At 67.1% G+C, this 21503-nt stretch carries 20 protein-coding genes and 1 pseudogene; 13 read left to right on the top strand and 8 right to left on the bottom strand.

The window, feature by feature from the left end; genetic code table 11:
• Positions 1-25 precede the first annotated feature (25 nt).
• Complete coding sequence (locus tag ACUZUJ_RS14695; protein ID WP_049444767.1) at positions 26-460, bottom strand: cytochrome c; 435 nt, start codon at positions 458-460, stop codon at positions 26-28.
• A 79-nt stretch (positions 461-539) separates the two neighbouring features.
• Between ACUZUJ_RS14695 and ACUZUJ_RS14690 the strand changes: the two genes are divergently transcribed.
• The gene (locus ACUZUJ_RS14690; protein WP_049444765.1) at positions 540-1367 is read left to right on the top strand and encodes a tRNA threonylcarbamoyladenosine dehydratase; all 828 of its coding nucleotides are present in this window, start codon (positions 540-542) and stop codon (positions 1365-1367) included.
• Between the two features lie 77 nt (positions 1368-1444).
• Here the strand turns inward: ACUZUJ_RS14690 and ACUZUJ_RS14685 are convergent, their stop codons facing one another.
• Entirely contained in the window at positions 1445-2218 is a 774-nt protein-coding gene (locus tag ACUZUJ_RS14685) for a TatD family hydrolase (RefSeq protein ID WP_119006515.1), read from the bottom strand.
• A complete protein-coding gene (locus tag ACUZUJ_RS14680) occupies positions 2215-2430 on the bottom strand; it encodes a DUF6116 family protein (protein ID WP_014037787.1) in 216 nt (71 codons plus the stop codon). The genes ACUZUJ_RS14685 and ACUZUJ_RS14680 overlap by 4 nt, the downstream gene beginning before the upstream one ends.
• Before the next feature lie 163 nt (positions 2431-2593).
• Between ACUZUJ_RS14680 and ACUZUJ_RS14675 the strand changes: the two genes are divergently transcribed.
• The 11 genes and pseudogenes from ACUZUJ_RS14675 (at position 2594) to ACUZUJ_RS14625 (ending at position 16277) form a co-directional block, all read left to right on the top strand.
• Positions 2594-3439, top strand: a complete 846-nt coding sequence (locus tag ACUZUJ_RS14675) for a glycine zipper 2TM domain-containing protein (RefSeq protein ID WP_014037786.1) — start codon at positions 2594-2596, stop codon at positions 3437-3439.
• Between the two features lie 126 nt (positions 3440-3565).
• A complete protein-coding gene (locus ACUZUJ_RS14670; protein WP_458219950.1) occupies positions 3566-4108 on the top strand; it encodes a GNAT family N-acetyltransferase in 543 nt (180 codons plus the stop codon).
• 176 nt (positions 4109-4284) lie between these two features.
• Positions 4285-4941: a glutathione S-transferase family protein gene (locus ACUZUJ_RS14665; RefSeq protein WP_049444808.1), complete on the top strand. Its 657-nt coding sequence runs from the start codon at positions 4285-4287 to the stop codon at positions 4939-4941.
• A gap of 78 nt (positions 4942-5019) precedes the next feature.
• Positions 5020-7298, top strand: a pseudogene (locus ACUZUJ_RS14660) (thiamine pyrophosphate-dependent enzyme).
• Between the two features lie 3 nt (positions 7299-7301).
• Entirely contained in the window at positions 7302-9242 is a 1941-nt protein-coding gene (gene asnB / locus ACUZUJ_RS14655; protein WP_119006512.1) for an asparagine synthase (glutamine-hydrolyzing), read from the top strand.
• A 66-nt stretch (positions 9243-9308) separates the two neighbouring features.
• On the top strand, positions 9309-9869 hold the full coding sequence (locus ACUZUJ_RS14650) for an NADPH-dependent FMN reductase (protein WP_101765781.1): 561 nt from the start codon (positions 9309-9311) through the stop codon (positions 9867-9869).
• Positions 9870-10215: 346 nt separating this feature from the next.
• On the top strand, positions 10216-11646 hold the full coding sequence (locus ACUZUJ_RS14645) for a replicative DNA helicase (RefSeq protein ID WP_075677331.1): 1431 nt from the start codon (positions 10216-10218) through the stop codon (positions 11644-11646).
• 173 nt (positions 11647-11819) lie between these two features.
• Positions 11820-14063, top strand: coding sequence for a TonB-dependent receptor family protein (locus ACUZUJ_RS14640; RefSeq protein ID WP_188485321.1), 2244 nt, complete (start codon positions 11820-11822; stop codon positions 14061-14063).
• The gene (locus ACUZUJ_RS14635) at positions 14063-15652 is read left to right on the top strand and encodes an alkaline phosphatase D family protein (RefSeq protein WP_458219949.1); all 1590 of its coding nucleotides are present in this window, start codon (positions 14063-14065) and stop codon (positions 15650-15652) included. The genes ACUZUJ_RS14640 and ACUZUJ_RS14635 overlap by 1 nt, the downstream gene beginning before the upstream one ends.
• 167 nt (positions 15653-15819) lie before the next feature.
• On the top strand, positions 15820-16032 hold the full coding sequence (locus ACUZUJ_RS14630; RefSeq protein ID WP_049438118.1) for a hypothetical protein: 213 nt from the start codon (positions 15820-15822) through the stop codon (positions 16030-16032).
• Positions 16029-16277, top strand: a complete 249-nt coding sequence (locus tag ACUZUJ_RS14625) for a hypothetical protein (protein ID WP_101765777.1) — start codon at positions 16029-16031, stop codon at positions 16275-16277. The genes ACUZUJ_RS14630 and ACUZUJ_RS14625 overlap by 4 nt, the downstream gene beginning before the upstream one ends.
• 25 nt (positions 16278-16302) lie before the next feature.
• On the opposite strand, the gene gstA is transcribed toward ACUZUJ_RS14625, so the two are convergent.
• A complete protein-coding gene (gstA, locus tag ACUZUJ_RS14620) occupies positions 16303-16905 on the bottom strand; it encodes a glutathione transferase GstA (RefSeq protein WP_101765776.1) in 603 nt (200 codons plus the stop codon).
• Positions 16906-17028: 123 nt separating this feature from the next.
• Between gstA and ACUZUJ_RS14615 the strand changes: the two genes are divergently transcribed.
• Positions 17029-17925 carry a LysR family transcriptional regulator gene (locus tag ACUZUJ_RS14615; protein ID WP_458219948.1) on the top strand — a complete coding sequence of 299 codons (897 nt, stop codon included), beginning with the start codon at positions 17029-17031 and terminating at the stop codon, positions 17923-17925.
• Positions 17926-18278: 353 nt separating this feature from the next.
• On the opposite strand, the gene ACUZUJ_RS14610 is transcribed toward ACUZUJ_RS14615, so the two are convergent.
• The 4 genes from ACUZUJ_RS14610 to trbF are packed head-to-tail and all read right to left on the bottom strand — an operon-like array spanning position 18279 to position 21500.
• Positions 18279-18524 (bottom strand): DUF2274 domain-containing protein, encoded by a 246-nt coding sequence (locus tag ACUZUJ_RS14610; protein WP_104656775.1) that lies wholly within the window; start codon positions 18522-18524, stop codon positions 18279-18281.
• Entirely contained in the window at positions 18521-19792 is a 1272-nt protein-coding gene (locus ACUZUJ_RS14605; protein ID WP_104656776.1) for a TraB/TrbI/VirB10 family type IV secretion system protein, read from the bottom strand. Before ACUZUJ_RS14605 ends, ACUZUJ_RS14610 begins: the two co-directional genes overlap by 4 nt.
• A 2-nt stretch (positions 19793-19794) precedes the next feature.
• Positions 19795-20799, bottom strand: a complete 1005-nt coding sequence (trbG, locus tag ACUZUJ_RS14600) for a P-type conjugative transfer protein TrbG (RefSeq protein ID WP_104656777.1) — start codon at positions 20797-20799, stop codon at positions 19795-19797.
• On the bottom strand, positions 20796-21500 hold the full coding sequence (gene trbF / locus ACUZUJ_RS14595; protein ID WP_104656778.1) for a conjugal transfer protein TrbF: 705 nt from the start codon (positions 21498-21500) through the stop codon (positions 20796-20798). Before trbF ends, trbG begins: the two co-directional genes overlap by 4 nt.
• Between the last annotated feature and the right edge of the window lie 3 nt (positions 21501-21503).

Raw genomic sequence — 21503 nt, 5'->3', positions numbered from 1 at the left:
TGACCGGCTGCAGGATGAATGCGCGTCAGCGGAAGTCCTGGTGGCAGGCACGGCAGTCCGCCTGCAGTGTTTCCACCACCTGGGCGAGGGCTTTGCAGTCGCCTGGCGGTGAGGCCAGCGCCGTGTTGAGGTTGCCGCGCAGCTGGCTGGCGTGCTGCTGGAACTGCGCACTGTCCTTCAGCCCGGGAAAGGCCAGATCCAGATCGTTGGACAACAGGCGTATGGCCTGCAGGCGCGGCACGCTGTCGGCCAGGCTGCAGCGGTTCTGCTGCTGGGCCTGCTGCAGCAGCTGCGACTGCCGCTGCATCACCTGCATGAGGCTGTCCGGGAACGGGTCACGGCGGGCCTGCAGGGCACGGCTGACCATCACCGTGGCGATCAGGCCGATCAGCAGGCCCAGGCAGAGCACGAACAGGTAACGATGGGCGGTGGACAGGCGGCGGGGCGGGCTGGCATTCATGCGGGCTCTCCGGGCTTGCAACGGTGGGTTCGATGCCGGCGTACTGCGGGCGCCGGCACCTGCACGTTAAAATAGCCCGATGAACGAACAGGTCAAACAACGCTTCGCCGGCATCGAACGGCTGTATGGCGTGGGCGCGCTCGAGCGCCTGCAGGGCAGCCGCGTGGCGGTGGTGGGCATGGGCGGCGTCGGCTCGTGGGTGGTGGAGGCGCTGGCCCGTTCGGCGGTCGGCCACCTGACCCTGATCGATGCCGACGATATCTGCGTGTCCAACACCAACCGGCAGCTGCCGGCGATGGAAGGCAACTACGGCCGCAACAAGGCCGAAGCAATGGCCGAGCGCTGCCGTGCGATCAATCCGGACATCGAGGTCGACGCCGTGCAGGCGTTCCTGACCGTGTCCAACATGGCCGAGCTGCTGGACCGGGGGTTCGATCTGGTGATCGATGCCTGCGACAGCTTCCGGGTCAAGGTCGAGACGATCGCCTGGTGCCGCCGCCGCAAACTGCCGTTGCTGACCGTGGGGGCAGCCGGTGGCCGTACCGACCCGACCCTGGTGCGTATCCGCGATGTCTCGCGCACCGAGCACGACGCCATGCTGGCGCTGATCCGCAAGAAGCTGCGCAGCGAATTCAACTTCCCGAAGAACGCCAAGCGCTATTTCGGCGTGCCGGCGGTGTATTCGCTGGAGAATGTGAAGTACCCGCAGGCCGATGGCAGTGTGTGTGGCCTCCGCCCGAACCTGGGCGCCGATGCGGCGTTGAAGCTGGACTGTGGCGCCGGCCTGGGCGCGGCGACCCACATCACCGGCGCGTTCGCCTTCGCGGCGGTGGGCAAGGCGCTGGAGATGCTGCTGGAGCCGAAGAAGGTGAAGGCTGAAGTGGTCGAGGATCACGCCGACGCGTGATGGTAGTGCCGGCCGCTGGCCGGCAACGCCGGAATGCTTGAATCAGCGCAGATGCCGGCCAGCGGCCGGCACTACCGCTATAGCGCCGGCAGCGTGAACAGCCGCCGCGCATTCTCCGTCGTGGCCTGGGCCACGGCATCCAGCTCCATCCCGCGCAGCGCGGCCACATGGCGGGCAATGGTCGCCAGCCGCGCCGGTTCGTTGCGCTGGCCGCGGATGCCGGCATCGGGCTGGTCCGGTGCGTCGGTTTCCAGCAGCAGCTGTTCCAGCGGCATCTCACGTACCAGCCGCTGCAGTCGTTGCGCGCGGTCGTAGGTCAATGGGCCGCCGAGGCCGAGCAGGAAGCCCTGCCCGTGCAGTTGCGCGGCCTGTTCGGGGCTGCCGGAAAAGCTGTGCACCACGCCGCGCAGGCCGCCGATGCGGCGGATGGCGGCGATCACCGCATCCACCGCACGTCGCGCGTGCACGATCACCGGCAGCTCGAATTCACGGGCCAGTTCCAGCTGGCCGATGAAATACACCTGCTGAGCCTCGGCATCCAGTCCTTCGACGAAGAAGTCCAGGCCGCATTCGCCGATCGCGCAGGGGCGTTCGCGCTCGATCCACTCGCGCAGCAGCGGCAGGTGCCCAGGCTGGTGCTCGGCCAGGAACATCGGATGCAGGCCGTAGGCCGGGTACAGACCCGGTGCCTGCCGGCAGACCTCGCGCAGCTTCGGCCAGCTGGCTGCGGTCACCGCCGGTACCACCTGCAGGCGCACACCAGCCGCCTGCGCACGCTCGACCACGGCGGTGCGGTCACGGTCGAACTCGCTGGCGTCCAGATGGCAGTGGCTGTCGACCAGCACGCTCAACGCTGTTCCAGCGGCGGGGGCGTGATGGCGTTGCGGCTCTTCCAGTTGGCCAGCAGCAGGGTGCCGAAGCCCAGCACCAGCTCATCGACGAACGGAATCGGGTCCGGGATGAACAACGTCAGCACGAACAGGCCGGCGGTGAGCTTGAACAGGGTCGGGTAGCGCAGCCGGCGGGCCCATTGCAGTACCGGCAGCAGCATCGGGTTGGCCATGGCGGGAATCCTCGTGGGGAATATGCAAACGCTACCACGGGCCCAGCATTTCCCGATGCTGAATGGGTTACAGCAATGAGCAGGAAATGTGGAGATTCCGTTCAGGCAGCGCATGCTGCAATCTGGTCCGAGAACGTTGCGGATGGTCCGCAAGGAGCAGGTCATGAAAAGCACAACTACAACTGTCCTGGTCGCAGCGGGCGCGCTGCTGGTCGGTGGCATCGCCACCGCCGCCTTCATGAAGAGTGGCGACAAATCGCCCGATTCCATCAGCGCCGCAACCCCCAATGGCGAGTCGCGCCTGGTCGATGGCAGTGCCACCGACGATGGCGCGCGTGGTGACAAGCTCGACCCGTCCGCACCGCGCGGCCTGGAGTACGCCGATGTGCTGAAGGTCGATCCGATCACCGAAAAGCAGAAGGCGTATGCCACCGTGATCGGCACCGATCCGGTCCGTGAGACCTCCACCACCCAGACCCCGCACGAGGTCTGCCAGGACGTGACGGTGCAGGAACGCCTGCCGGAGCGTGATGGCAATGTCGGCGGCACCGTGGTCGGCGCTGTGGTCGGTGGCCTGCTCGGCAACCAGGTGGGTGGTGGTAACGGCAAGAAGGCCGCGACCGCAGCCGGTGCCGTGGCCGGCGGCTTCATCGGCAACCAGATCGACAAGCGCCACGTGGGCGGCCGCGTGGTCAACCGTACCGAACGCCAGTGCCATACCGAGACCGCCACCTCCGAGTCGAGCCGCGTCACCGGCTACAACGTGACCTACCGCAACGAGGACGGCACCACCGGCACCATGCGCATGGCCAGCAAGCCGGGCAACCGCATCGCCATGGGCAACACCGATGTGGTCAAGGGCTACAACGTGACCTACCGCTATGACGGCGCCGAGAAGACCGTGCGCATGGACAACAAGCCGGCCAGCGATCGCCTGCCGGTGGTCGATGGCCAGCTGGTCACGCAGACCGCTGCCGCCGGTGCCACTGCCGCAGCCACGCGCCAGTAATCCCGGCGCAGCCTGCAGTACCTGACGGGCCGGCGCATGCCGGCCCGTTTCGTTGCGGCCGGCGATATTCATCCGCGCAGGGAAGCAATCCTCCATCATGGATGCCCCCTTCGACATGGAGCCGGCATGAGCATCTTCGACCTGCGCATCGAAACCGAGCGGCTGATCCTGCGCCCGCTGTTGCGCGAGGACTACGAACCATACCTGGCGTTCTGCGCCGACGAGGACACGATGCGCACCCTCGGTGGCGTGCAGCCGCCCTCGGTGGCCTGGCGCGGTTTCTGCAGCCTGGCTGGCGCCTGGCAGTTGTTCGGCTTCTCGATGTTCAGCGTGATCGAGAAATCCAGCGGCGACTGGATCGGGCGGATGGGACCGTGGCAGCCGCAGGACTGGCCGGGTACCGAGGTCGGTTGGGGCATCCGCCATGCCAGTTGGGGCAGGGGCTATGCGCCGGAGGCGGCGGTCGCGGCGATCAACTGGGCCTTCGACACGCTGGGCTGGGAGGAGGTGATCCATACCATCGCCGAGAACAGTGACAACTCCCGGGCCGTGGCACGCAAGCTCGGCAGCACCCTGCTGCGCATGGGCGAGTTGCCGGCGCCGTACAACGACAAGCCCATGCAGATCTGGGGCCAGTCGCGCGAACAGTGGCGGCAGCGCACACGCTGAACATTGCCCGGTAGTGCCGGCCGCTGGCCGGCAATCTATTTGCAGCAGGATTCATGCGAGTGCCGGCCAGCGGCCGGCACCACGGTGTAGCCATGCTGCACCCGCGCTTGGCATTCACCGGCGTGCTTGCCAGACTGCATGCAGCCGGCCGCCGGCCGGATCCGAGGGAGCAGGCAATGGTGGAAGAGCGCGTCCCGTTGACGGTGCACGGCATGTCGGTGTCAGGCAATTGCCACAAGGTCCGCCTGCTGCTGGAGCAGCTCGGCAGCCGCTACCGCTGGGTAGAAGTGGACAGTGCCCATGGCCAGACCCACACCCCTGAGTTCCTCGCGCTCAATCCCAATGCGAAGGTGCCGCTGATCGTCCGCGACGATGGTCGCGTGCTGACTGAATCCAACGCGATCCTGTTCTGGCTGGCCGAGGGCACGCCCTACCTGCCCACCGATGGCTGGGAGCGTGCGCAGGCACTGAGCTGGATGTTCTTCGAGCAGTACACGCACGAGCCGTGCGTAGCGGTCGCGCGCTTCATCCGCGGCTGGACCCCGCCTGAGTCGCCGCGCCGCGCAGAACTGCCACGCCTGCACGAGCGCGCCGCCACCGCGCTGGCGGTGATGGAGCAACATCTGCGTGAAGCGCAATGGTTCACCGGCAGCGGGTACGGCATCGCCGACATCGCGCTGTTCGCCTATACCGACGTCGCAGGCGAGGGTGGAATCAGCCTGCAGCCATTCCCGGAGGTGCGTGCCTGGCTGCAACGCGTGCGCGGGCAACCGCGCTTCCTGCCGATGCCGGCAGTGACCGCCGAGGTGCGCGCACGCTTCGAGGCCGCGTGACTCTCACCAGGGTGACCCCCACAGGGTAGCGCCTGGCCAACGCCGGGCGGAATGCAGCAACGACACGGAGGGTGTTCGATGTTCGCTGTGGTTCCAGATCCGATTCCCGCACGCATGCGCGTGCTCAACCGCGCCGACGTGTGCGATGCCAATTTCCTCGACGCGGTACGTGGCTGGCGCGGTACCCCGCGTCCGCGCCCGGCGCCGGATGCGCCGATCCTGCCGGGCAGCACGCTCACTGCCGCCGCGTTTGGCGAGCTGTTCGATTCGCAGCTGGCCAGCCGCCAGCTGGACCTGATGGCGCGCGTGCTGCGCGTGCAGAACAAGGTCTTCTACACCATCGGTTCGTCCGGCCACGAAGGCAATGCGCTGTTGGCGCGGGCCTGCCGGCATACCGACCCGGCATTCCTGCATTATCGCTCCGGAGCCTTCATGGCCGAGCGTTCGCGCCAGGTGCCGGGGATCGACCCACTGCGCGATGCCGCGCTGTCCTTTGCTGCCAGCGCCGATGACCCGGCCAGCGGGGGGCGCCACAAGGTGTGGGGCAGCAAACCGTTGTGGGTGCTGCCGCAGACCTCGACCATCGCCTCGCATCTGCCGAAAGCGCTGGGCACCGCGCTCGCCATCGAAAGCGGCAAGCGGCTGGGCCAGGAACTGCCGATTCCGGCCGACAGCATCGTGCTGTGCTCGTTCGGCGACGCCTCGGCCAACCATGCCACCGCGCAGACCGCGTTCAATACCGCGATGTGGTCGGCCTACCAGAAGCTGCCGGCGCCGATCCTGTTCGTCTGCGAGGACAACGGGCTGGGCATTTCGGTGAAGACGCCGGAAGGCTGGATTGCCGAACGCTTCAGCCGCCAGCCGGGGCTGGACTATTTCTTCGCCGATGGTCTGGACCTGGCCACCGGACACGCCCAGGTGCAGGCGGCGGTGGAGCACTGCCGGCGTACGCGGCGGCCGACGTTCCTGCATCTGCGCACCACGCGCCTGATGGGGCACGCCGGTACCGACTTCGAGGTGGAATGGCGCGCGTTGCCGGAGCTGTGTGCGGCCGAGGCGCAGGACCCGCTGCTGCGCTCGGCACAGATTGCGATGGAATCGGGCTGGATGGATGCGGCCGCCATCGAGGTGGCCTACGAGACGATGCGTGCGCGCTGCATGGCCGCCGCCGCCGATGCCGAAGGACGCCCGAAGCTGCAATCGCTGCGCGAAGTGATGGAGCCGCTTGCGCCCTATACGCCGGCTGCGGTGCAGGCCGAAGCACGGCGCGAGGTGCCCGCCGGGACACGCGAAGCGCTGTATGGCGGTGCGGAGGCCTTGCCCGAACGGCAGGCGCCACGCCACTTGGCGATCCAGATCAACCATGCCCTGCAGGAACTGCTGGCGAAGTATCCGCAGAGCCTGCTGTTCGGTGAGGACGTCGCACAGAAGGGCGGTGTCTACACCGTCACCAAGGACCTGCTGCGCCGCTTCGGCCCACGCCGGGTGTTCAACACCCTGCTGGACGAGACCATGATCCTGGGCATGGCGCAGGGTCTGGCCAACCTGGGCATGCTGCCGATTCCGGAGATCCAGTACCTGGCCTACCTGCACAACGCCATCGACCAGGTGCGCGGCGAAGCGTGTTCGCTGCAGTTCTTCTCCAACGACCAGTACCGCAACCCGATGCTGGTGCGGGTGGCCGGCTGGGCTACCAGAAGGGCTTCGGTGGCCACTTCCACAACGACAACTCGATCACCGCGCTGCGCGACATCCCCGGGCTGGTGGTGGGCTGCCCGTCGCGTGGCGACGATGCGGTGATGATGCTGCGCACGCTGGCCGCACTGGCGCGGGTGGATGGACGCGTGGCGGTGTTCCTGGAGCCGATCGCGCTGTACATGAGCAAGGACCTGCACGAAGCGGGTGATGGCCAGTGGCTGTTTGACTATCCGGCACAGGGCCAGGCACTGGTGCCGGGCGAGGGCCGGGTCTATGCGCCGGAGGCCGGCGACCTGGTGATCTATACCTATGGCAACGGCGTGCCGATGGCATTGCGCGCATCGCGGGCGCTCGAGCAGCAGCTGGGCTGGCAGGTACGGGTGGTCGACCTGCGCTGGCTGGTGCCGCTGGACGCCGGCTTCATCGCCGCCCAGGCTGCCAGCGCTCGGCGGGTGCTGGTGCTGGACGAAGGGCGCCACAGTGGCGGGGTGGGGGAGGGCGTGGTCACCGCGCTGGTCGAGGCGGGGTTCGGCCATCTGCCGTTGCGCCGGGTCTGTGGTGCCGACACCTACACGCCACTGGCGGGGGCAGCAATGTTCGGGCTTCCAAGCGACAATGCGGTGATTGGCGCCGCCCTCGACCTGGCGCAGGAACCCTGATGCATGTGTGGATTGGCGGGAATGTTGTTGCCGGCGCCGCTGGCGTCGGCCGAGGCGCTGCAGGCGCAGGCCCTGGCCATGGGCCAGGCGCTGCACCACCGGGGGCCGGATGATGGCGGCAGCTGGGTCGATGCCGAGGCGGGCATCGCGCTGGCGCATCGGCGCCTGAGCATCCTCGACCTGTCCCCGCTGGGCCACCAGCCGATGGCCTCGGCCGACGGCCGCTACGTGATGGCCTACAACGGCGAGGTCTACAACTTCGCCGCCCTGCGTGAGGAACTGGAGCCGCTGGGGCATGCCTTCCGCGGCCATTCCGACACCGAAGTACTGCTGGCGGCGATCCTGCAGTGGGGCGTGGAAGACACCCTGCAGCGCTGCAACGGCATGTTCGCCATCGCGCTGTGGGACCGCCAGGAGCGTTGCCTGTGGCTGGCCCGCGACCGCGTCGGCAAGAAGCCGCTGTACTACGGCTGGGCCGGCGACACGCTGGTGTTCGGTTCGGAACTGAAGGCGCTCTGGCAGCACCCGGCGTTCGACAACGACATCGACCGCGATGCGCTCACATTGCTGCTGCGGCTCGACTACATTCCCGCGCCGCACAGCATCCACCAGCGCTGCTACAAGCTGATGCCGGGCCGCGTGCTGCGCCTGGACGCGGCGGCTGTGGCTGCAGGTGCCGCAGCACATCGCCCGGAACAGGCACAGCGCCCGTACTGGGATGCGCGCGCGCGCATGCAGGCGGCGTTGGCCGCTCCGTTCCAAGGCCGCATCGAGGACGCCGAGGAGCAGCTGGACACGCTGCTGCGCGACGCGGTGGCGCTGCGCATGGTGGCCGACGTGCCGGTTGGCGTGTTCCTGTCCGGTGGCACCGATTCATCGCTGGTGGCGGCGCTGATGCAGGCGCAGAGCGGGCAGCCGGTGCACAGTTTCAGCATCGGCTTCACCGACTCGGGGCATGACGAAGCGCCGCTGGCCAGGGAGCTGGCGGCCCACCTGGGCTGTGATCACACCGAGCTGTACGTCAGCGGTGCCGACGCGTTGGCGGTGGTGCCGCAGTTGCCGGCGATGTTCGACGAGCCTTTTGCCGATGCGTCGCAGGTGCCGACCGCGCTGGTCGCCCGGCTGGCACGGCAGGGGGTGACCGTGGCGCTGTCCGGCGACGGTGGCGATGAGCTGTTCTTCGGCTACACCCGGTATGTACGCGCGCTGCGCAACTGGCAGATGCTCGGCCGCGTGCCGGGGCCGTTGCGGCGCTGGATGGGCGCACGCGCGCAGCAGGGCGAGTCCTCGCGGACCGGTGGCCTGGCCGCGCTGCTGGCCGAGACCGGCGCACGTGGCATCGGCGACGTCTACCGCAACCGCATCTCGCGCTGGCGCGACCCGGCCGCGGCGGTGCCCGGCGCGCAGGCCGCCGGCAGCTTCTACGACCTGGCCGATCCGCTGCACGGCGCGGGGACGCCGGCCGACGCGATGATGCTGGCCGATTTCGTGACCTACCTGCCGGATGACCTGTTGTGCAAGGTCGACCGCACCTCGATGGCAGTCAGCCTGGAGGCGCGCGCACCGCTGTTGGACTGGCGCGTGGCCGAGTTCGCCTGGTCGCTGCCGCTGGGCTTCAAGCGCAGTGAGACGACCAGCAAGGTGTTGCTCAAGCGCGTGCTGGGTCGTTACGTGCCGCATTCGATGGTGCACCGTCCCAAGCGCGGTTTCGGCGCACCGGTCAGCGATTGGCTGAAGGGTGACCTGCGGCCCTGGGCCGAGGACCTGCTGCAGCCGGCGCGGCTGGAGCGTGAGGGCGTGCTGTCGGCGGCGGCGGTGCAGCCGTTGTGGCAGCAGTTCCTGGGAGGGCAGCGCAAGTGGCATACCCATCTGTGGAACGTGCTGATGTTCCAGGCCTGGCAGGCGCATTGGCGGCAGGTGCGCGCGACCGTCACGGGCGGTTGATCTTCACCGGCCTGCACGGGCCCGGCGACTAGGCTGGGCCTCCCGCACCGTGAGGAGTATGTCCCGATGTCCGTCCCCACCATCGCCGTGTTCGTCGGCAGCCTGCGCAAGGACTCCTGCAACCGCAAGCTGGCCCATGCGCTGGAGAAGATCGCCGGCGATCGCGCGCGCTTCCAGTACGTGCAGATCGGCGACCTGCCGCTGTACGACCAGGACTTCGACGCGCACTATCCGCCGCAGGGTACCCGGCTGAAGAACCAGGTGCGCGCCGCCGACGCGGTGCTGTTCGTGACCCCCGAGTACAACCGGTCGGTGCCGGGCGTACTCAAGAACGCCATCGATATCGGCTCGCGCCCCTACGGTGACAGTGCGTTTGCCGGCAAGCCGGCGGCGGTGATCGGCGCCTCCATCGGCCAGATCGGTACCGCCGTGGCCCAGCAGCACCTGCGCAACAGCCTGGCCTTCCTGGACATGCACGTGCTGGGCCAGCCCGAGGCGTTCATCCACTTCAAGGATGGACTGATCGATGCCGACGGCACGATCCACAACGAGGGCACGCAGAAGTTCCTGCAGGGCTACGTGGACCGGTTCCTGGCGCTGATCGCGGTACACGTGAAGGGCGATTGAGACCGATGGGGTCAGAGCCCTCTGCTTCGCAGAGGGATCCGACCCCAGCCATGCCCGGGGTCGGATCCCGTCGCGCAGTGGCGGGTTCTGACCCCACGCCCAGCAGAGCGGGCCAGAGCCCGTATGTTGCACGGGTTCCGACCCGGGTCGCCTGATCTGCGATAATGCTCCGCTCGGGTGCCGCAATGGCGCCTGTCGCAGGCAGTGCGACGCCCCCACGCCAGTCTGGCCAGGCGCCGGCGGATATCCCCGTTTCTCCACGGCTTATCCACAGGCTTGTCCATGGCCGCCGGGGTCGGCGCATGCCTACACTCGTCTGGCCCACTTTTGCAGGAAACACCGCAGCATGTCCGCTCGTCCCGGCTTCCGTTCCAACCGCAGAGAGCGCGGTGATGGCTTCGATCGCGATCGCGACGAGTCGCGCATCGACCAGTTGCGGGTACCGCCGCATTCGGTGGAGGCCGAGCAGGCGGTGCTGGGTGGCCTGATGCTGGCGCCCGAGGCGTATGACCGGGTCAACGACCAGCTGACCGAAGGCGACTTCTATCGTCGCGATCACCAGATGATCTACCGGGCGATCCGCGAGCTGTCCGAGCGCGAACGGCCGTTCGATGCGGTGACCCTGGGCGAGTGGTTTGAATCGCAGGGCAAGATGGAACTCGTTGGCGACGGCGCCTACCTGATCGAACTGGCCAGTACCACGCCGTCGGCCGCCAATATCGTGGCCTACGCCGAGATCGTGCGCGACAAGGCGGTGCTGCGGCAGCTGATCCAGGTCGGCACCGACATCGTCAACGACGGTTTCCAGCCCGAAGGGCGTGACAGCAGCGAGCTGCTGGCCTCGGCGGAAAAGAGCGTGTTCGCCATCGCCGAACAGGGCGCGCGTGGCCGTACCGATTTCGTGGCCATGCCGGGTGCACTGAAGGATGCCTTCGAGGAGCTGCGCAACCGCTTCGAGAACGGCGGCAACATCACCGGCCTGCCGACCGGTTACAACGATTTCGATGCGATGACCGCCGGCCTGCAGCCGACCGACCTGATCATCCTCGCGGCGCGCCCGGCAATGGGCAAGACCACCTTCGCGCTGAACATCGCCGAGTACGCGGCGATCAAGTCGAAGAAGGGCGTGGCGGTGTTCTCGATGGAAATGTCGGCATCGCAGCTGGCGATGCGCCTGATTTCCTCCAATGGCCGCATCAACGCGCAGCGCCTGCGTACCGGCCAGCTGGAAGACGAGGACTGGAGCCGCGTCACCAGCGCGATCAAGATGCTGAAGGAAACCAAGATCTTCATCGACGATACGCCGGGCGTATCGCCGGAAGTGCTGCGCTCCAAGTGCCGCCGCCTCAAGCGCGAGCATGATCTCGGCCTGATCGTGATCGACTACCTGCAGCTGATGAGCGTGCCGGGCAACAGCGAGAACCGCGCGACCGAAATCTCGGAGATCTCGCGTTCGCTGAAGGGCCTGGCCAAGGAACTGAATGTGCCGGTGATCGCGCTGTCACAGCTCAACCGCTCGCTGGAAACGCGTACCGACAAGCGCCCGGTGATGGCTGACCTTCGTGAGTCGGGCGCAATCGAGCAGGATGCGGACATGATCGTGTTCATCTACCGCGATGACTACTACAACAAGGAAAACTCGCCGGACAAGGGCCTGGCCGAGATCATCATCGGCAAGCACCGTGGTGGCCCGACCGGTTCGTGCAAGCTGAAGTTCTTCGGCGAGTACACCCGCTTCGACAACCTGGCCCACGATTCGGTCGGCTCGTTCGAGTAACCGTAGTGCCGGCCGCTGGCCGGCAACCACCCCACGGCCGGTAAACCATCCGAAACGCCAAAATTCCGTATGTGGCGTGTAAATGACATGTAACGCGACGCTTCTACGATTCCGCCGCTGCTGCCCTTCGACGCCGCCCTTCGGCGTCCAGCGTGCCCAAGGAATCCGCCTCCATGCCGTCCCACGCTCCGCTTCGCCGCAATCTGCTGGCCCTGCTGGTCTGTGCTTCGCTGCCGTCGCTGGCTGCCGCTGAAACCGCCCCCGCCACCGACGCACCGTCGGCCACCACCCTCGATTCGATCTCGGTGATCGGCCGCGGCGAAGCCCGCCAGGTGCAGCGCGTGACCGCCGAGGACATGAAGATCCTGCCGCCCGGTGCCAACCCGCTGAAGTTGCTGGCCAGCAAGCCGGGCGTGCACTTCGAGTCGGCCGATGCCACCGGCGCCTACGAATGGTCCACCACCATCAGCCTGCGTGGCTTCAACCAGAACCGCCTGGGCTACACCCTCGATGGCATCCCGCTGGGCAACATGGCCTATGGCAACAGCAACGGCCTGCACATCAGCCGTGCGGTGATCAGCGAGAACCTGGGCGGTGCCGAAGTGTCCACCGGCATCGGCGCGCTGGGCACGCCGTCCACCAGCAACCTCGGTGGCGTGTTCCAGTTCTATTCGATCGATCCGTCCACCGAGTACGGCGTGGTGCTGGCGCAGGGCTTCGGCAGTGACAGTGCGCGCCGCAGCTATGCGCGCCTGGAGACCGGTGAGCACCAGGGCTTCGCCGCCTACCTGTCCGGCGTGTATTCGGAAGGCGACAAGTGGAAGGGCAAGGGCTCGCAGGAGCTGAAGCAGTTCAACGGCAAGGCCACCTACAACTTCGGAACAGACAGCAGGATCACCGCGTTGTTCAACGCTTCGCGCCGCGTCGAGGCCGATTACCAGGACCTGTCGCTGGAGATGATCGATCGCCTCGGCTGGGACTGGGACAACTACGCGCCGGACTGGGATCGCGCCGTCGCCGCGGCACGCGGGAAATTCAGCGGCGGCGTCAACAGCCCGTGGGATGCGTACTACTCCGGCCACGGCCTGCGCAACGATGACCTGTCCAGCATCGCCGGCGATTTCGGCCTGAACGAGTCGATGCGGTTGAAGGTCAATGTCTACAACCACAGCAACCGTGGCCAGGGCCACTGGTTCAGCCCGTCCAATCCGTCCAACCCGGGCACCAGCCGCGAGATTCCGATCTCGATCCGCACCACCGAGTACGCGATCGACCGTACCGGCGTGACCTCGGCGTTCACCTGGAACGTTGGCGGCCACGAACTGGAAGCCGGTCTCTGGTACGAGGACAACGGCCACAGCGTGCAGCGCAACTTCTACTACATCGACGGCCCGATCACCGACGACTTCTTCCTGCGCAACCCGGACCAGCGCGTGTGGCACCAGCGCTACACCACCATCACCCGCCAGTTCTACGTGCAGGACCGCTTCCGCCTGTTCGATGACCGGCTGACCATCGACATCGGTGCGAAGTCGCCGCACACCCGCACCAGCGTGCGCACGCCGCTGGGCAGCTATGCCAACAACAGCAGCCTGACCTCGAAGAAGGGCTTCCTGCCGCAGGCCGGCTTCAACTTCAAGCTCAACGAAGGCAACGAGATCTTTGGTTCGTTCGCCAAGAACATCGCGGCCTATGCACTGGGCGTGGGCAGTCCGTTCAACGTGCCGCAGGCCGCCTTCGATGCCAGCGCGCAGAACCTGAAGCCGGAACAGTCGCGCACGATCGAGCTGGGTTGGCGTGGCTACGGCCGTGGCTATGAAGCCTCGGTTGCGGTGTACGACGTCAAGTTCGACAACCGCCTGCTGGCGATCGCACAGTGCGTGGGCATCCTCGGTTGCCCGGCGCTGTTCTCCAACGTGGGTTCGGTGACCAGCCGTGGCGCCGAGGCGACGCTGCAGCTGAAGCCGATGCAGGACCTGTCGTGGTCCAACGCGCTGTCCTGGAATGACAGCACCTATGACAACGACTACGTGAACAACGGCGTGGTGCCGACCCGCGGCAAGAAGACCGTCGACACCCCGGAATGGATGTTCGCCAGCACCCTGGCCTGGACCCCGGGCCCGTGGGACATGCGCCTGTCGGCCAACCACGTGGGCAAGCGCTACGTGACCTACACCAATGATGTGTCGGTGCCGAGCTACTGGCTTGTCAACGCTTCGGTGGCCTATGACTTCGGCAAGCTCGGCCCGGCGCAGAACCTGACCGTGGCGTTGAACCTGACCAACCTGACCGACAAGCGCTACCTGTCCTCGATCAACACCAACGGCACCTACGCCGCCGACCCGACCCGCAGCCTGGCGACCATGCAGGTCGGTGCGCCGCGCCAGGTGATGGCTACCGCCACCGTGCGCTTCTGATGCGCGGGCCTGTCGATCCGGAACGCCGTCGTCGTCTGCTGCGCATGGCGTGGCAGGGCACGGGGGCGGCGATCGCGCTGGCGGCGATGCCGGGGCTGGCCACGGCCGGCCCACGGCCGCGGCTGGGGCGCGATCCGTTCACCCTCGGTGTCGCCGCCGGTGATCCGGATCCACAGGGGGCCGTGTTGTGGACGCGGCTGGTACCGGACCCGCTCAATGGCGGCGGCATGCCGTCGCGGGCGGTGCCGGTGCGCTGGTTCGTGGCCGAAGACCCCGGCATGCGCCGGCTGGTGCAGCGGGGGACTGCGGCCGCGGTGCCCGAGCTGGCCCACTCGGTGCACGTGGAGGTCAACGGACTGCGCCCAGGCCGCGACTACTACTACCGTTTTGCCTGCGACGGCGATGAGGAAAGCGCGGTCGGCCACTTCCGCACCGCGCCGCTGCTGGACACGCAACTGCAGCAGCTGCGGCTGGCCCTGTGCAACTGCCAGGCCTGGAACAGTGGCTACTACCCGGTCCTGCGCGATATCGCGAAGAGTGATGTTGACCTGGTGCTGCATGCCGGTGACTACCTGTACGAGTACAGCCCGCTGCAGAACGCGCGTGGTCGCGCGCTGGATGCTGAGCGCTTCAGCGGCGAGACCGTCAGCCTGGAGCGCTACCGTGACCAGTACGCGCTGTACAAACTCGATCCGGATCTACAGGCCGCGCACGCCGCACACGCGTTCGCGGTGATCTGGGACGACCATGAAGTGCAGAACGATTACTCCGGCATCCACCCGGAAAAGCCCGGCGTATCGACCGAAGATTTCATCGTGCGTCGTGCGGCAGCCTATCGCGCGTTCTACGAACACCTGCCGATGCGCAGCTCGCCAGCGGGCAATGGCGGCCTGCGCGTGCACCGGCGCCTGCGCTATGGCGACCTGGCACAGCTGACGCTGCTCGATTGCCGCCAGTTCCGCCCTGCCAATCCCTGTGGCGTCGGCGAGTCGCCACGCTGTGATGCCGCACTGGACCCGCGCATGAGCATGCTCGGCGTGGGCCAGGAAGCGTGGTTCGCGCAGTCGATGGCCGCCGCGCAAGGCACGCGCTGGAACGTGGTGGTGCAGCAGCTGTTGATGGCGCAGCTGCGGCTGGACGGCGGCACGCCACGCGAGCGCTTCTGGAACGACGCCTGGGATGGCTATCCCGCCGCACGCAACCGGTTGCTGCAGGCGATGCAGGCGGGCGGGCAGGGCAATGCCATCGTGCTGGGCGGTGACTGGCATTCCTCTTTCGTCAACGATCTGAAGCTGGATTTCGACGCGGCCAGTGCGCCGGTCGTGGCCACCGAATTCATCGCCCCGGCAATCAGCAGTGGCGGCGACGATACGCCCTATGGCCCGTACTACGGGCCGTCGATTCCGCAGAATCCGCATATCCGCTATTTCGACGGCGACCGCCGTGGCTGGTGGAAGCTGCAGCTGAACCGGCAGACCATGGACGCCGAGCTGCGCTTCGCCGACAGCGTGCTGCGCCCGGATGCGGCGGTGCGTACGGCGGCGCGTTTCCAGGTGACCCACGGCCGCCCGGGCGCAGTCCCGGTGTGAATCCGATCCTGATCGATGGCGGGTAGTGCCGGCCGCTGGCCGGCAACCGCATTAACCACTGGTTTCATCGCTCCCAGCCCGGGTTTCGTCGCAAACCGTTTGCGGGCGGCCTGGGCGGGGCGCCAAGGTGTCCGCAGGCGGCAGGGTGCCGCCCCAAGGAGACCGTGATGAAAACCCTGTTCGCGCTCGGTGTGTGGTGCCTGCTGTTCGTGCTGTGCTGGCCGCTGGCGATCCTCGCCCTGATCGCCTGGCCGTTCGTGTGGCTGCTGAGCCTGCCGTTCCGCCTGGTCGGCATCACCTTCTCGGCGCTGTTCGCCTTCCTGCGCGCGCTGTTCATGCTGCCGGCGCGGTTGCTCGGTGGTCGGGTGGTTCCCGCATGAGGAGGGTGCTGCTGGTCGGTCTGGCCCTGTTGGCGGCCCCGGTACTGGCCGCACCTCCAGCGCCGCCCTCGGTGTGGCTGGAACGCCAGCAGACCGCCGCTGCCGATGAGGCGAACGCTGCAGCGGTCTCTGTGCAGAAGGCCAAGGAGCGCTGCAGGGTCGCGAAGGAATGGAAGGTCGGCGATACGGTTGTGCAGCACAGGGTCTGTGAGGATCCGCCGAAGAAGCCCACTGGGAAGGTGTAGAGCCGAGCCCATGCTCGGCTCCACCTCATGCTGCCTCGGCACGCAGCGCCGCCTGCACGGCCGGTCGTGCGTTGATCCTGCGGACATAGGCAGGCAGGGCCGGCCACGGCGCCAGATCGATGGAGAAGAAGCGGCACCAACCCAGCACCGTAAACAGGTAGGCATCGACCACGCTGAAGTCGGGCCCCATCAGGAAGTCCTGCGTTGCCAACGTCTCCTGCAGCAGGTCGAAACGCTTGAACAGCTTCTGCCGGAAGAAGGCTTTGGCCGCTTCCGGCAGATCGGCGTTGAACAGCGGCGCCGAGCCGGCGTGGATCTCGCTGGTCACGAAGTTCAACCACTCCTGCAGTCGCACCCGCTCCCAGCTGCCGGCGGGCGGCGCCAGCGCGCATCCGGGTTTCAGGTCGGCCAGGTACTGGACGATGGCCGGGCCTTCGGTCAGCACCTGCCCGTCATCCAGTTCCAGCGCCGCGACATAGCCTTTGCGGTTGATGGTGCGGAAATCGCGGCCATCGGCGGTCTGCTTGCTGGCGTTGTCGACCTTGATCAGCTCGAAGGGCAGGCCGAGCTCACGCAGCACGATATGGGGCGACAGCGAGCAGGTGTAGGGCGCGTAGTACAGCTTCATGGACGGTCTCGAGGGGGAAAGGACGGCTGGGCCAGCCGATGCGAGGCAGTCTGCTGTGCGAGCGGTATCCGGTAAAATCAATCTTCGATTTTCTTGCCATAAGCTGGGCTACTGCCAGTCATGATGAATCTTGCCCATTGGCGCCTGCTGGTTGCGGTGGCTGACGAGGGAACCATCTCGCGCGGCGCTGACCGGGTCGGCATCAGCCAGTCCGGTGCCAGCCAGGCCCTGGCCCAGCTGGAATCCTCATTGGGGTTTGCGGTGTTCGTGCGCGAGCGGCGCCAGGTGGAGATCACTGCGCTCGGGCAGCGGGTGATCGAACACGCACGCATCATGCTGGGCGGCCTGCAGGCGATCCGTGCGCTGGCCGATGACAGCCAGGGGTTCAGTGGCGCACGCATCCGTCTGGCGACCTTCCCGTCACTCGTTTCCAGCGTGCTGCCAGCGCTGCTGCGGGATTTCCAGCGCCGCCACCCGGGCATCGAGGTGGTGATCGTGGAGGGTACGGACGAGGAGGTCGAGCGCTGGCTCGAATCGGGCACGGTCGATGCCGGCGTGGTGATGAACCCCGCTGCCGATCGCGTCCCGTTGATGCTGGGCAGCGATGGGTGGATGGCGGTGCTTGCGCCGGCGCATCCGCTGGGCCGTCGCGCCACCGAAAGCGGAGTGGCCTTGAGCGAGCTGGCGGGCGAACCCTTCATCCTCGCAACAGGGGGCTGTGCGGTGAACGGTCAGCGCCTGATGGCGGACGCTGGTCTACAGCTGAGCGACGTACGGGTGACCGTGCGCGACTGGGCCAGCGCGTGCGTGCTGGCGCGCGAGGGACTGGGCGTCTCGCTGGTGCCGGAATCGACGTTGCCGGACGATCTCCACGGCCTGCGCGTGCTGCCGGTGAGGCCGGCCATCCGTCGATTGTTTGGCCTGGTCTGTTCGCCCACGGGTCGCGCATCGCGTGCAACGCAGGTCTTCATGCAGGAGCTGGCCGCGGCCGTTGCGGGCAGTACGTCTGGATCAGCGTGAGCCCGTTACCGGCGGGGAGCCCGAGCGTGGGGCGTCAGCTGCCCGGAAGGGTTGCGGGCAACAAAAAAGTGCCGGTGTCAAGTTTGTCGTGCAAAGCACGTAGGACTTGAAACCGTATATGAGACAGCAGGTTAGCTCTTTTCGGGGCCGCTTTGAAGGATTGCGGCTTGGTGGGCTAGGTGCCACATAAGAGCGTCGGAAGAGAAAGCCGGATCGCACTTGATCGTGCTGAGTTGCCGGGAGACGGCGGGCTTGTTACTCCATGATAGCCCAAGAGGCTTCGCAACATCCAGAACGAAGAACGCGCAGCCTGGGGCTGCGCGTTCGACGGATGCCATTGGTACGCAACGCCATCATGTTGGCTTCGTTGGCGCGCTCCGTGTCGCCGTGCCCTTCCTGAATCCCCGATCCCCCGCCATGAACGCCTCCAGCATGTGCGGAATCAACGTCGTTGCATCGACCGCCTCGCCATACGCCTGCGCGTGCAACGCGGCGTAGCGGTCGAGATCGGCTTTCAGGCTGGCCGGGCAAGCGAAGGTCAGCTTCACATTCTCGGTCTTGGGCAGCGGGCCGAGCCGCAGCTTCTTGGTCGTGCTCATTGCATTGCTCCCCGCTGGAAGAACATCGGCTGGTACGGCCGCAACACCAGATCGCGGTTGACGATGATGCGAACCGGCAGGCCCGGCCGTTCGGTCAGCGTCGGCTGGATGTTCATGTTGCGCCGGGTCATCTCCTGTCCGACCTGATTGATGCTGTCCTGTGCGCTATCGCGCCCAGCGATCACGATGCGATTGCCGTTCTGCCGGTTCTCCGGCGCGGCCAGCTCGGCGCCCACGCCCAGCAGCGTCGTCAGCGCCGCACCGGCAAAGACGCGATCCCAATGCCAATCGACGCCATCCTCCAGGCCGGCGTAGCCGGCAGGGTCGGTGCCCGCCAGGTTGTCGAGCTTCAGCGATGACGTGTCCGGCAGGATGACGCGGTTCCACACCACTTGTACGCGGCTCTGCCCATAGCTGACCTGGCTGTTGTACTTGCCCAGGATGCGCGATCCCTGCGGGATCAGCAGGAACTTGCCTGTGGCCGTGTCATAGACCGGCTCCGTCACCGTGGCGATCACGTCGCCCGGCAAGTCCGACTTGATGCCCGTCACCAGCGCCCCGGCGATCACTGTTCCCGCCATGACCTGATACGGCGAGGACGGCATTTGCAGATTGCCGGAATTGCGGGTTTCCGTAGAGCCGCCTTTCAGGAACGCCTCTTTCTGGTCTTGCCGGTTCTGCACGGCGGTCGGGTCGGATGGCTGGGCCGCCGTCGAAGCCGGGCCAGCGGCCAGCGGGTCGAAACCCGCCAAGGCACTGCCGGGCGCAGCCGCAGCGGCTTGCGCCGTGACCGGCGCGGTGGCCTTGCCTTGGTTGCCCGAGCGGAAGAACACCGACGAACCCGCCGCCGCATCGGCCTCCTTGCGCCGCGCATCCTCCGGGTCGTGGCCCGGTGGTGCATACGTCGGCGTCACCGGCTGCTGCGACTTCACGATGGCCGGGCCGAGATCGCCCGGCAGCGGCGGCCCCAGCTCGGGCACCTTCGGCGGCAGCTTCGAGTAGTCGGCCGGCAGGCCGTCCAGCCCTTCGGACTTCGAGACACGATCCACGTTGTAAAGCTCGGTCTGCTCGCCCGCGCCGCGCCGATGCGGCTGCAATGACCAGATCGTGGCTCCGAGCACGGCGACCGACAGGCCGCCGACGAGGATGGCCAGCGTGCGCCGGTTCAGGCGCGTGACCGGGCGCGGCTGGGCGCGCAGCGCCACCGCCTCGGGCGCGACCTTGCCCGCCTGTGGCGCGGCAAGGTCAGGAGTGTCGTCCTGGCTCATGGTCAGTTCCTCCGCGTGCCACCGGAAACGCCATCTGTGCGCTCTATCCGCACCACATCGCCCTTGTCCCCGCCCAGGCGCAGTTCGGCCGCACCGAACAGGCGATCAACGATGTAGTACGGCGCGCGGAAGCGGTAGTTCACCAGTTGTCCGTCGCCCTGCGCGCCGATCACGAACAGCGGCGGCAGCTCGCCCTGGGCGATGCCTGGTGGGAACTGGATGTAGACCTTCTCGCCATCATCGAAGGCGCGCAGCGGCTTCCACGGCGGATTGCTACCGCTGACGGCGTAGCGGAAACGGATCTTCTCCAGCGACAGGCCGGCATCGACCGGTGCGGCGGCGCTGGCCGCCTGCGACTGGCGCTGCAAGGCCAGCATCTTGTCCTTCGGGTACTCCCAGGACACTGAAGCCATCCACGTCTTCTCGGTCGAGGTCAGCTCCAGCAGGTACGTCCTGCGGCTGGTGGTGATGACGAGATTGGTCTTCAAGCCCGAGCGGATGGGCTTGACCATCACGTTGACGCGCAGCGCATCACCGCTGCCGCTCGATGTGTCGCCCACGATCCAGCGCACGGTATCGCCGGCGGCCACCGTCACCAGTTCCTCACCGGGCTGGAGCGCGATCACCGTCACGCGGCCCACGGCCGCATAGACCTGGTACAGCGCGCCGTCTGTGAAGGGCCACACCTGGATCGCGTTGACGTAGCCCTCGCGCGTGGGCGCGATACGCGCCTCGGCGTTGGCGCGGGTCACGCGCAAGGTTTCATCGGCGGGTTCCGGCGTGGGCTTGGCATCCGGCACAGGTTTCATCTGCGCCGGCATCGGCAGCACCCGCGGCACGGCCACTACTTCCACAGGCGCAGGCGGCTCCGGCAGCGGCTGGGCCTGCACCGGCTCATCGAGCGAAATGGACGGCGGCGGCTTGCCCTGCGAAGCGCAGCCTGCAAACAGGACGGTGGATGCCAGCAGGATCACCGGCAAGGCGGATTTACGGAAATGTGTATTCATGGCTTGGTTCCTTCGTTTCCTTCCAGTTCGCGGCTCCACGACAGCCCGTTGACGTAGATGCCCAAGGGGTTCTTGCGCACCCGCTGCTCGGTGCGCGGCGTCTGCTGCACGATGGAAACCACGGCGTTCCAGCGTTCGGTGCGATCCAGCGCGCCGTTCACAAAGCGCGTCTCCGTCCAGCGCACGTTGAAAGACGTGTCGCTGGCGCGGGTCACGCTGGTGATCTGCACCGTCACCGACTCCTTGCCGATGCGCGCGAACGGATCGTTCACGCGGGCGTACTCGTTGAGCACCACGGCGCCCTTGTCGGTGGTGTAGTCATAGGCATCGAGCCAGTTCTGGCGCACCACGATCGGGTCGATGGACAGCGAGCGCACCAGGCCGATGAAGCGGCCCAGGTGGTACGCGATCTGCGCATCGCTGGGCCGGTACGGCGTGGCGGCTTCGCCGACAGCACGCACCTGGCCCGCGTTGTCCACCTCGATGACGTAGGGCGTCACGATGGACTGCGCCGAACGCCAAACCAGGCCACCAGCCATCAGCACGGCCAGCGTGAGACAGCCAAAGGCCATGAAGCGCCAGTTCTTCGCCTGCACGCGCGCCGAGCCGATGCGCTCGTCCCAGACCTGGGCGGCGGTTTGGTACGGGGTGGCAGGCTGCGGTGTATCGGCATAGCGCACCTGCGGTCTTTTGAATCGCATGGG

The organism is Stenotrophomonas sp. S4, from assembly GCF_054187805.2.
The sequence above is the reverse complement of the archived record's forward strand: the minus strand, read 5'-3'. Positions and strand labels throughout refer to the sequence as shown.

What these genes read in the sequence shown, in the direction of transcription:
- ACUZUJ_RS14635 (WP_458219949.1), top strand. Translation starts at nt 14,063, where the DNA reads ATGCGCGGGCCTGTCGATCCGGAACGCCGTCGTCGTCTGCTGCGCATG.
- ACUZUJ_RS14645 (WP_075677331.1), top strand. Translation starts at nt 10,216, where the DNA reads ATGTCCGCTCGTCCCGGCTTCCGTTCCAACCGCAGAGAGCGCGGTGAT.
- ACUZUJ_RS14690 (WP_049444765.1), top strand. Translation starts at nt 540, where the DNA reads ATGAACGAACAGGTCAAACAACGCTTCGCCGGCATCGAACGGCTGTAT.
- ACUZUJ_RS14630 (WP_049438118.1), top strand. Translation starts at nt 15,820, where the DNA reads ATGAAAACCCTGTTCGCGCTCGGTGTGTGGTGCCTGCTGTTCGTGCTG.
- trbG (WP_104656777.1), bottom strand. Translation starts at nt 20,799, where the DNA reads ATGAATACACATTTCCGTAAATCCGCCTTGCCGGTGATCCTGCTGGCA.
- ACUZUJ_RS14640 (WP_188485321.1), top strand. Translation starts at nt 11,820, where the DNA reads ATGCCGTCCCACGCTCCGCTTCGCCGCAATCTGCTGGCCCTGCTGGTC.
- ACUZUJ_RS14650 (WP_101765781.1), top strand. Translation starts at nt 9,309, where the DNA reads ATGTCCGTCCCCACCATCGCCGTGTTCGTCGGCAGCCTGCGCAAGGAC.
- ACUZUJ_RS14695 (WP_049444767.1), bottom strand. Translation starts at nt 460, where the DNA reads ATGAATGCCAGCCCGCCCCGCCGCCTGTCCACCGCCCATCGTTACCTG.
- trbF (WP_104656778.1), bottom strand. Translation starts at nt 21,500, where the DNA reads ATGCGATTCAAAAGACCGCAGGTGCGCTATGCCGATACACCGCAGCCT.
- ACUZUJ_RS14665 (WP_049444808.1), top strand. Translation starts at nt 4,285, where the DNA reads ATGGTGGAAGAGCGCGTCCCGTTGACGGTGCACGGCATGTCGGTGTCA.
- gstA (WP_101765776.1), bottom strand. Translation starts at nt 16,905, where the DNA reads ATGAAGCTGTACTACGCGCCCTACACCTGCTCGCTGTCGCCCCATATC.
- ACUZUJ_RS14675 (WP_014037786.1), top strand. Translation starts at nt 2,594, where the DNA reads ATGAAAAGCACAACTACAACTGTCCTGGTCGCAGCGGGCGCGCTGCTG.
- ACUZUJ_RS14625 (WP_101765777.1), top strand. Translation starts at nt 16,029, where the DNA reads ATGAGGAGGGTGCTGCTGGTCGGTCTGGCCCTGTTGGCGGCCCCGGTA.
- ACUZUJ_RS14670 (WP_458219950.1), top strand. Translation starts at nt 3,566, where the DNA reads ATGAGCATCTTCGACCTGCGCATCGAAACCGAGCGGCTGATCCTGCGC.
- ACUZUJ_RS14610 (WP_104656775.1), bottom strand. Translation starts at nt 18,524, where the DNA reads ATGAGCACGACCAAGAAGCTGCGGCTCGGCCCGCTGCCCAAGACCGAG.
- asnB (WP_119006512.1), top strand. Translation starts at nt 7,302, where the DNA reads ATGTGTGGATTGGCGGGAATGTTGTTGCCGGCGCCGCTGGCGTCGGCC.
- ACUZUJ_RS14615 (WP_458219948.1), top strand. Translation starts at nt 17,029, where the DNA reads ATGAATCTTGCCCATTGGCGCCTGCTGGTTGCGGTGGCTGACGAGGGA.
- ACUZUJ_RS14680 (WP_014037787.1), bottom strand. Translation starts at nt 2,430, where the DNA reads ATGGCCAACCCGATGCTGCTGCCGGTACTGCAATGGGCCCGCCGGCTG.
- ACUZUJ_RS14605 (WP_104656776.1), bottom strand. Translation starts at nt 19,792, where the DNA reads ATGAGCCAGGACGACACTCCTGACCTTGCCGCGCCACAGGCGGGCAAG.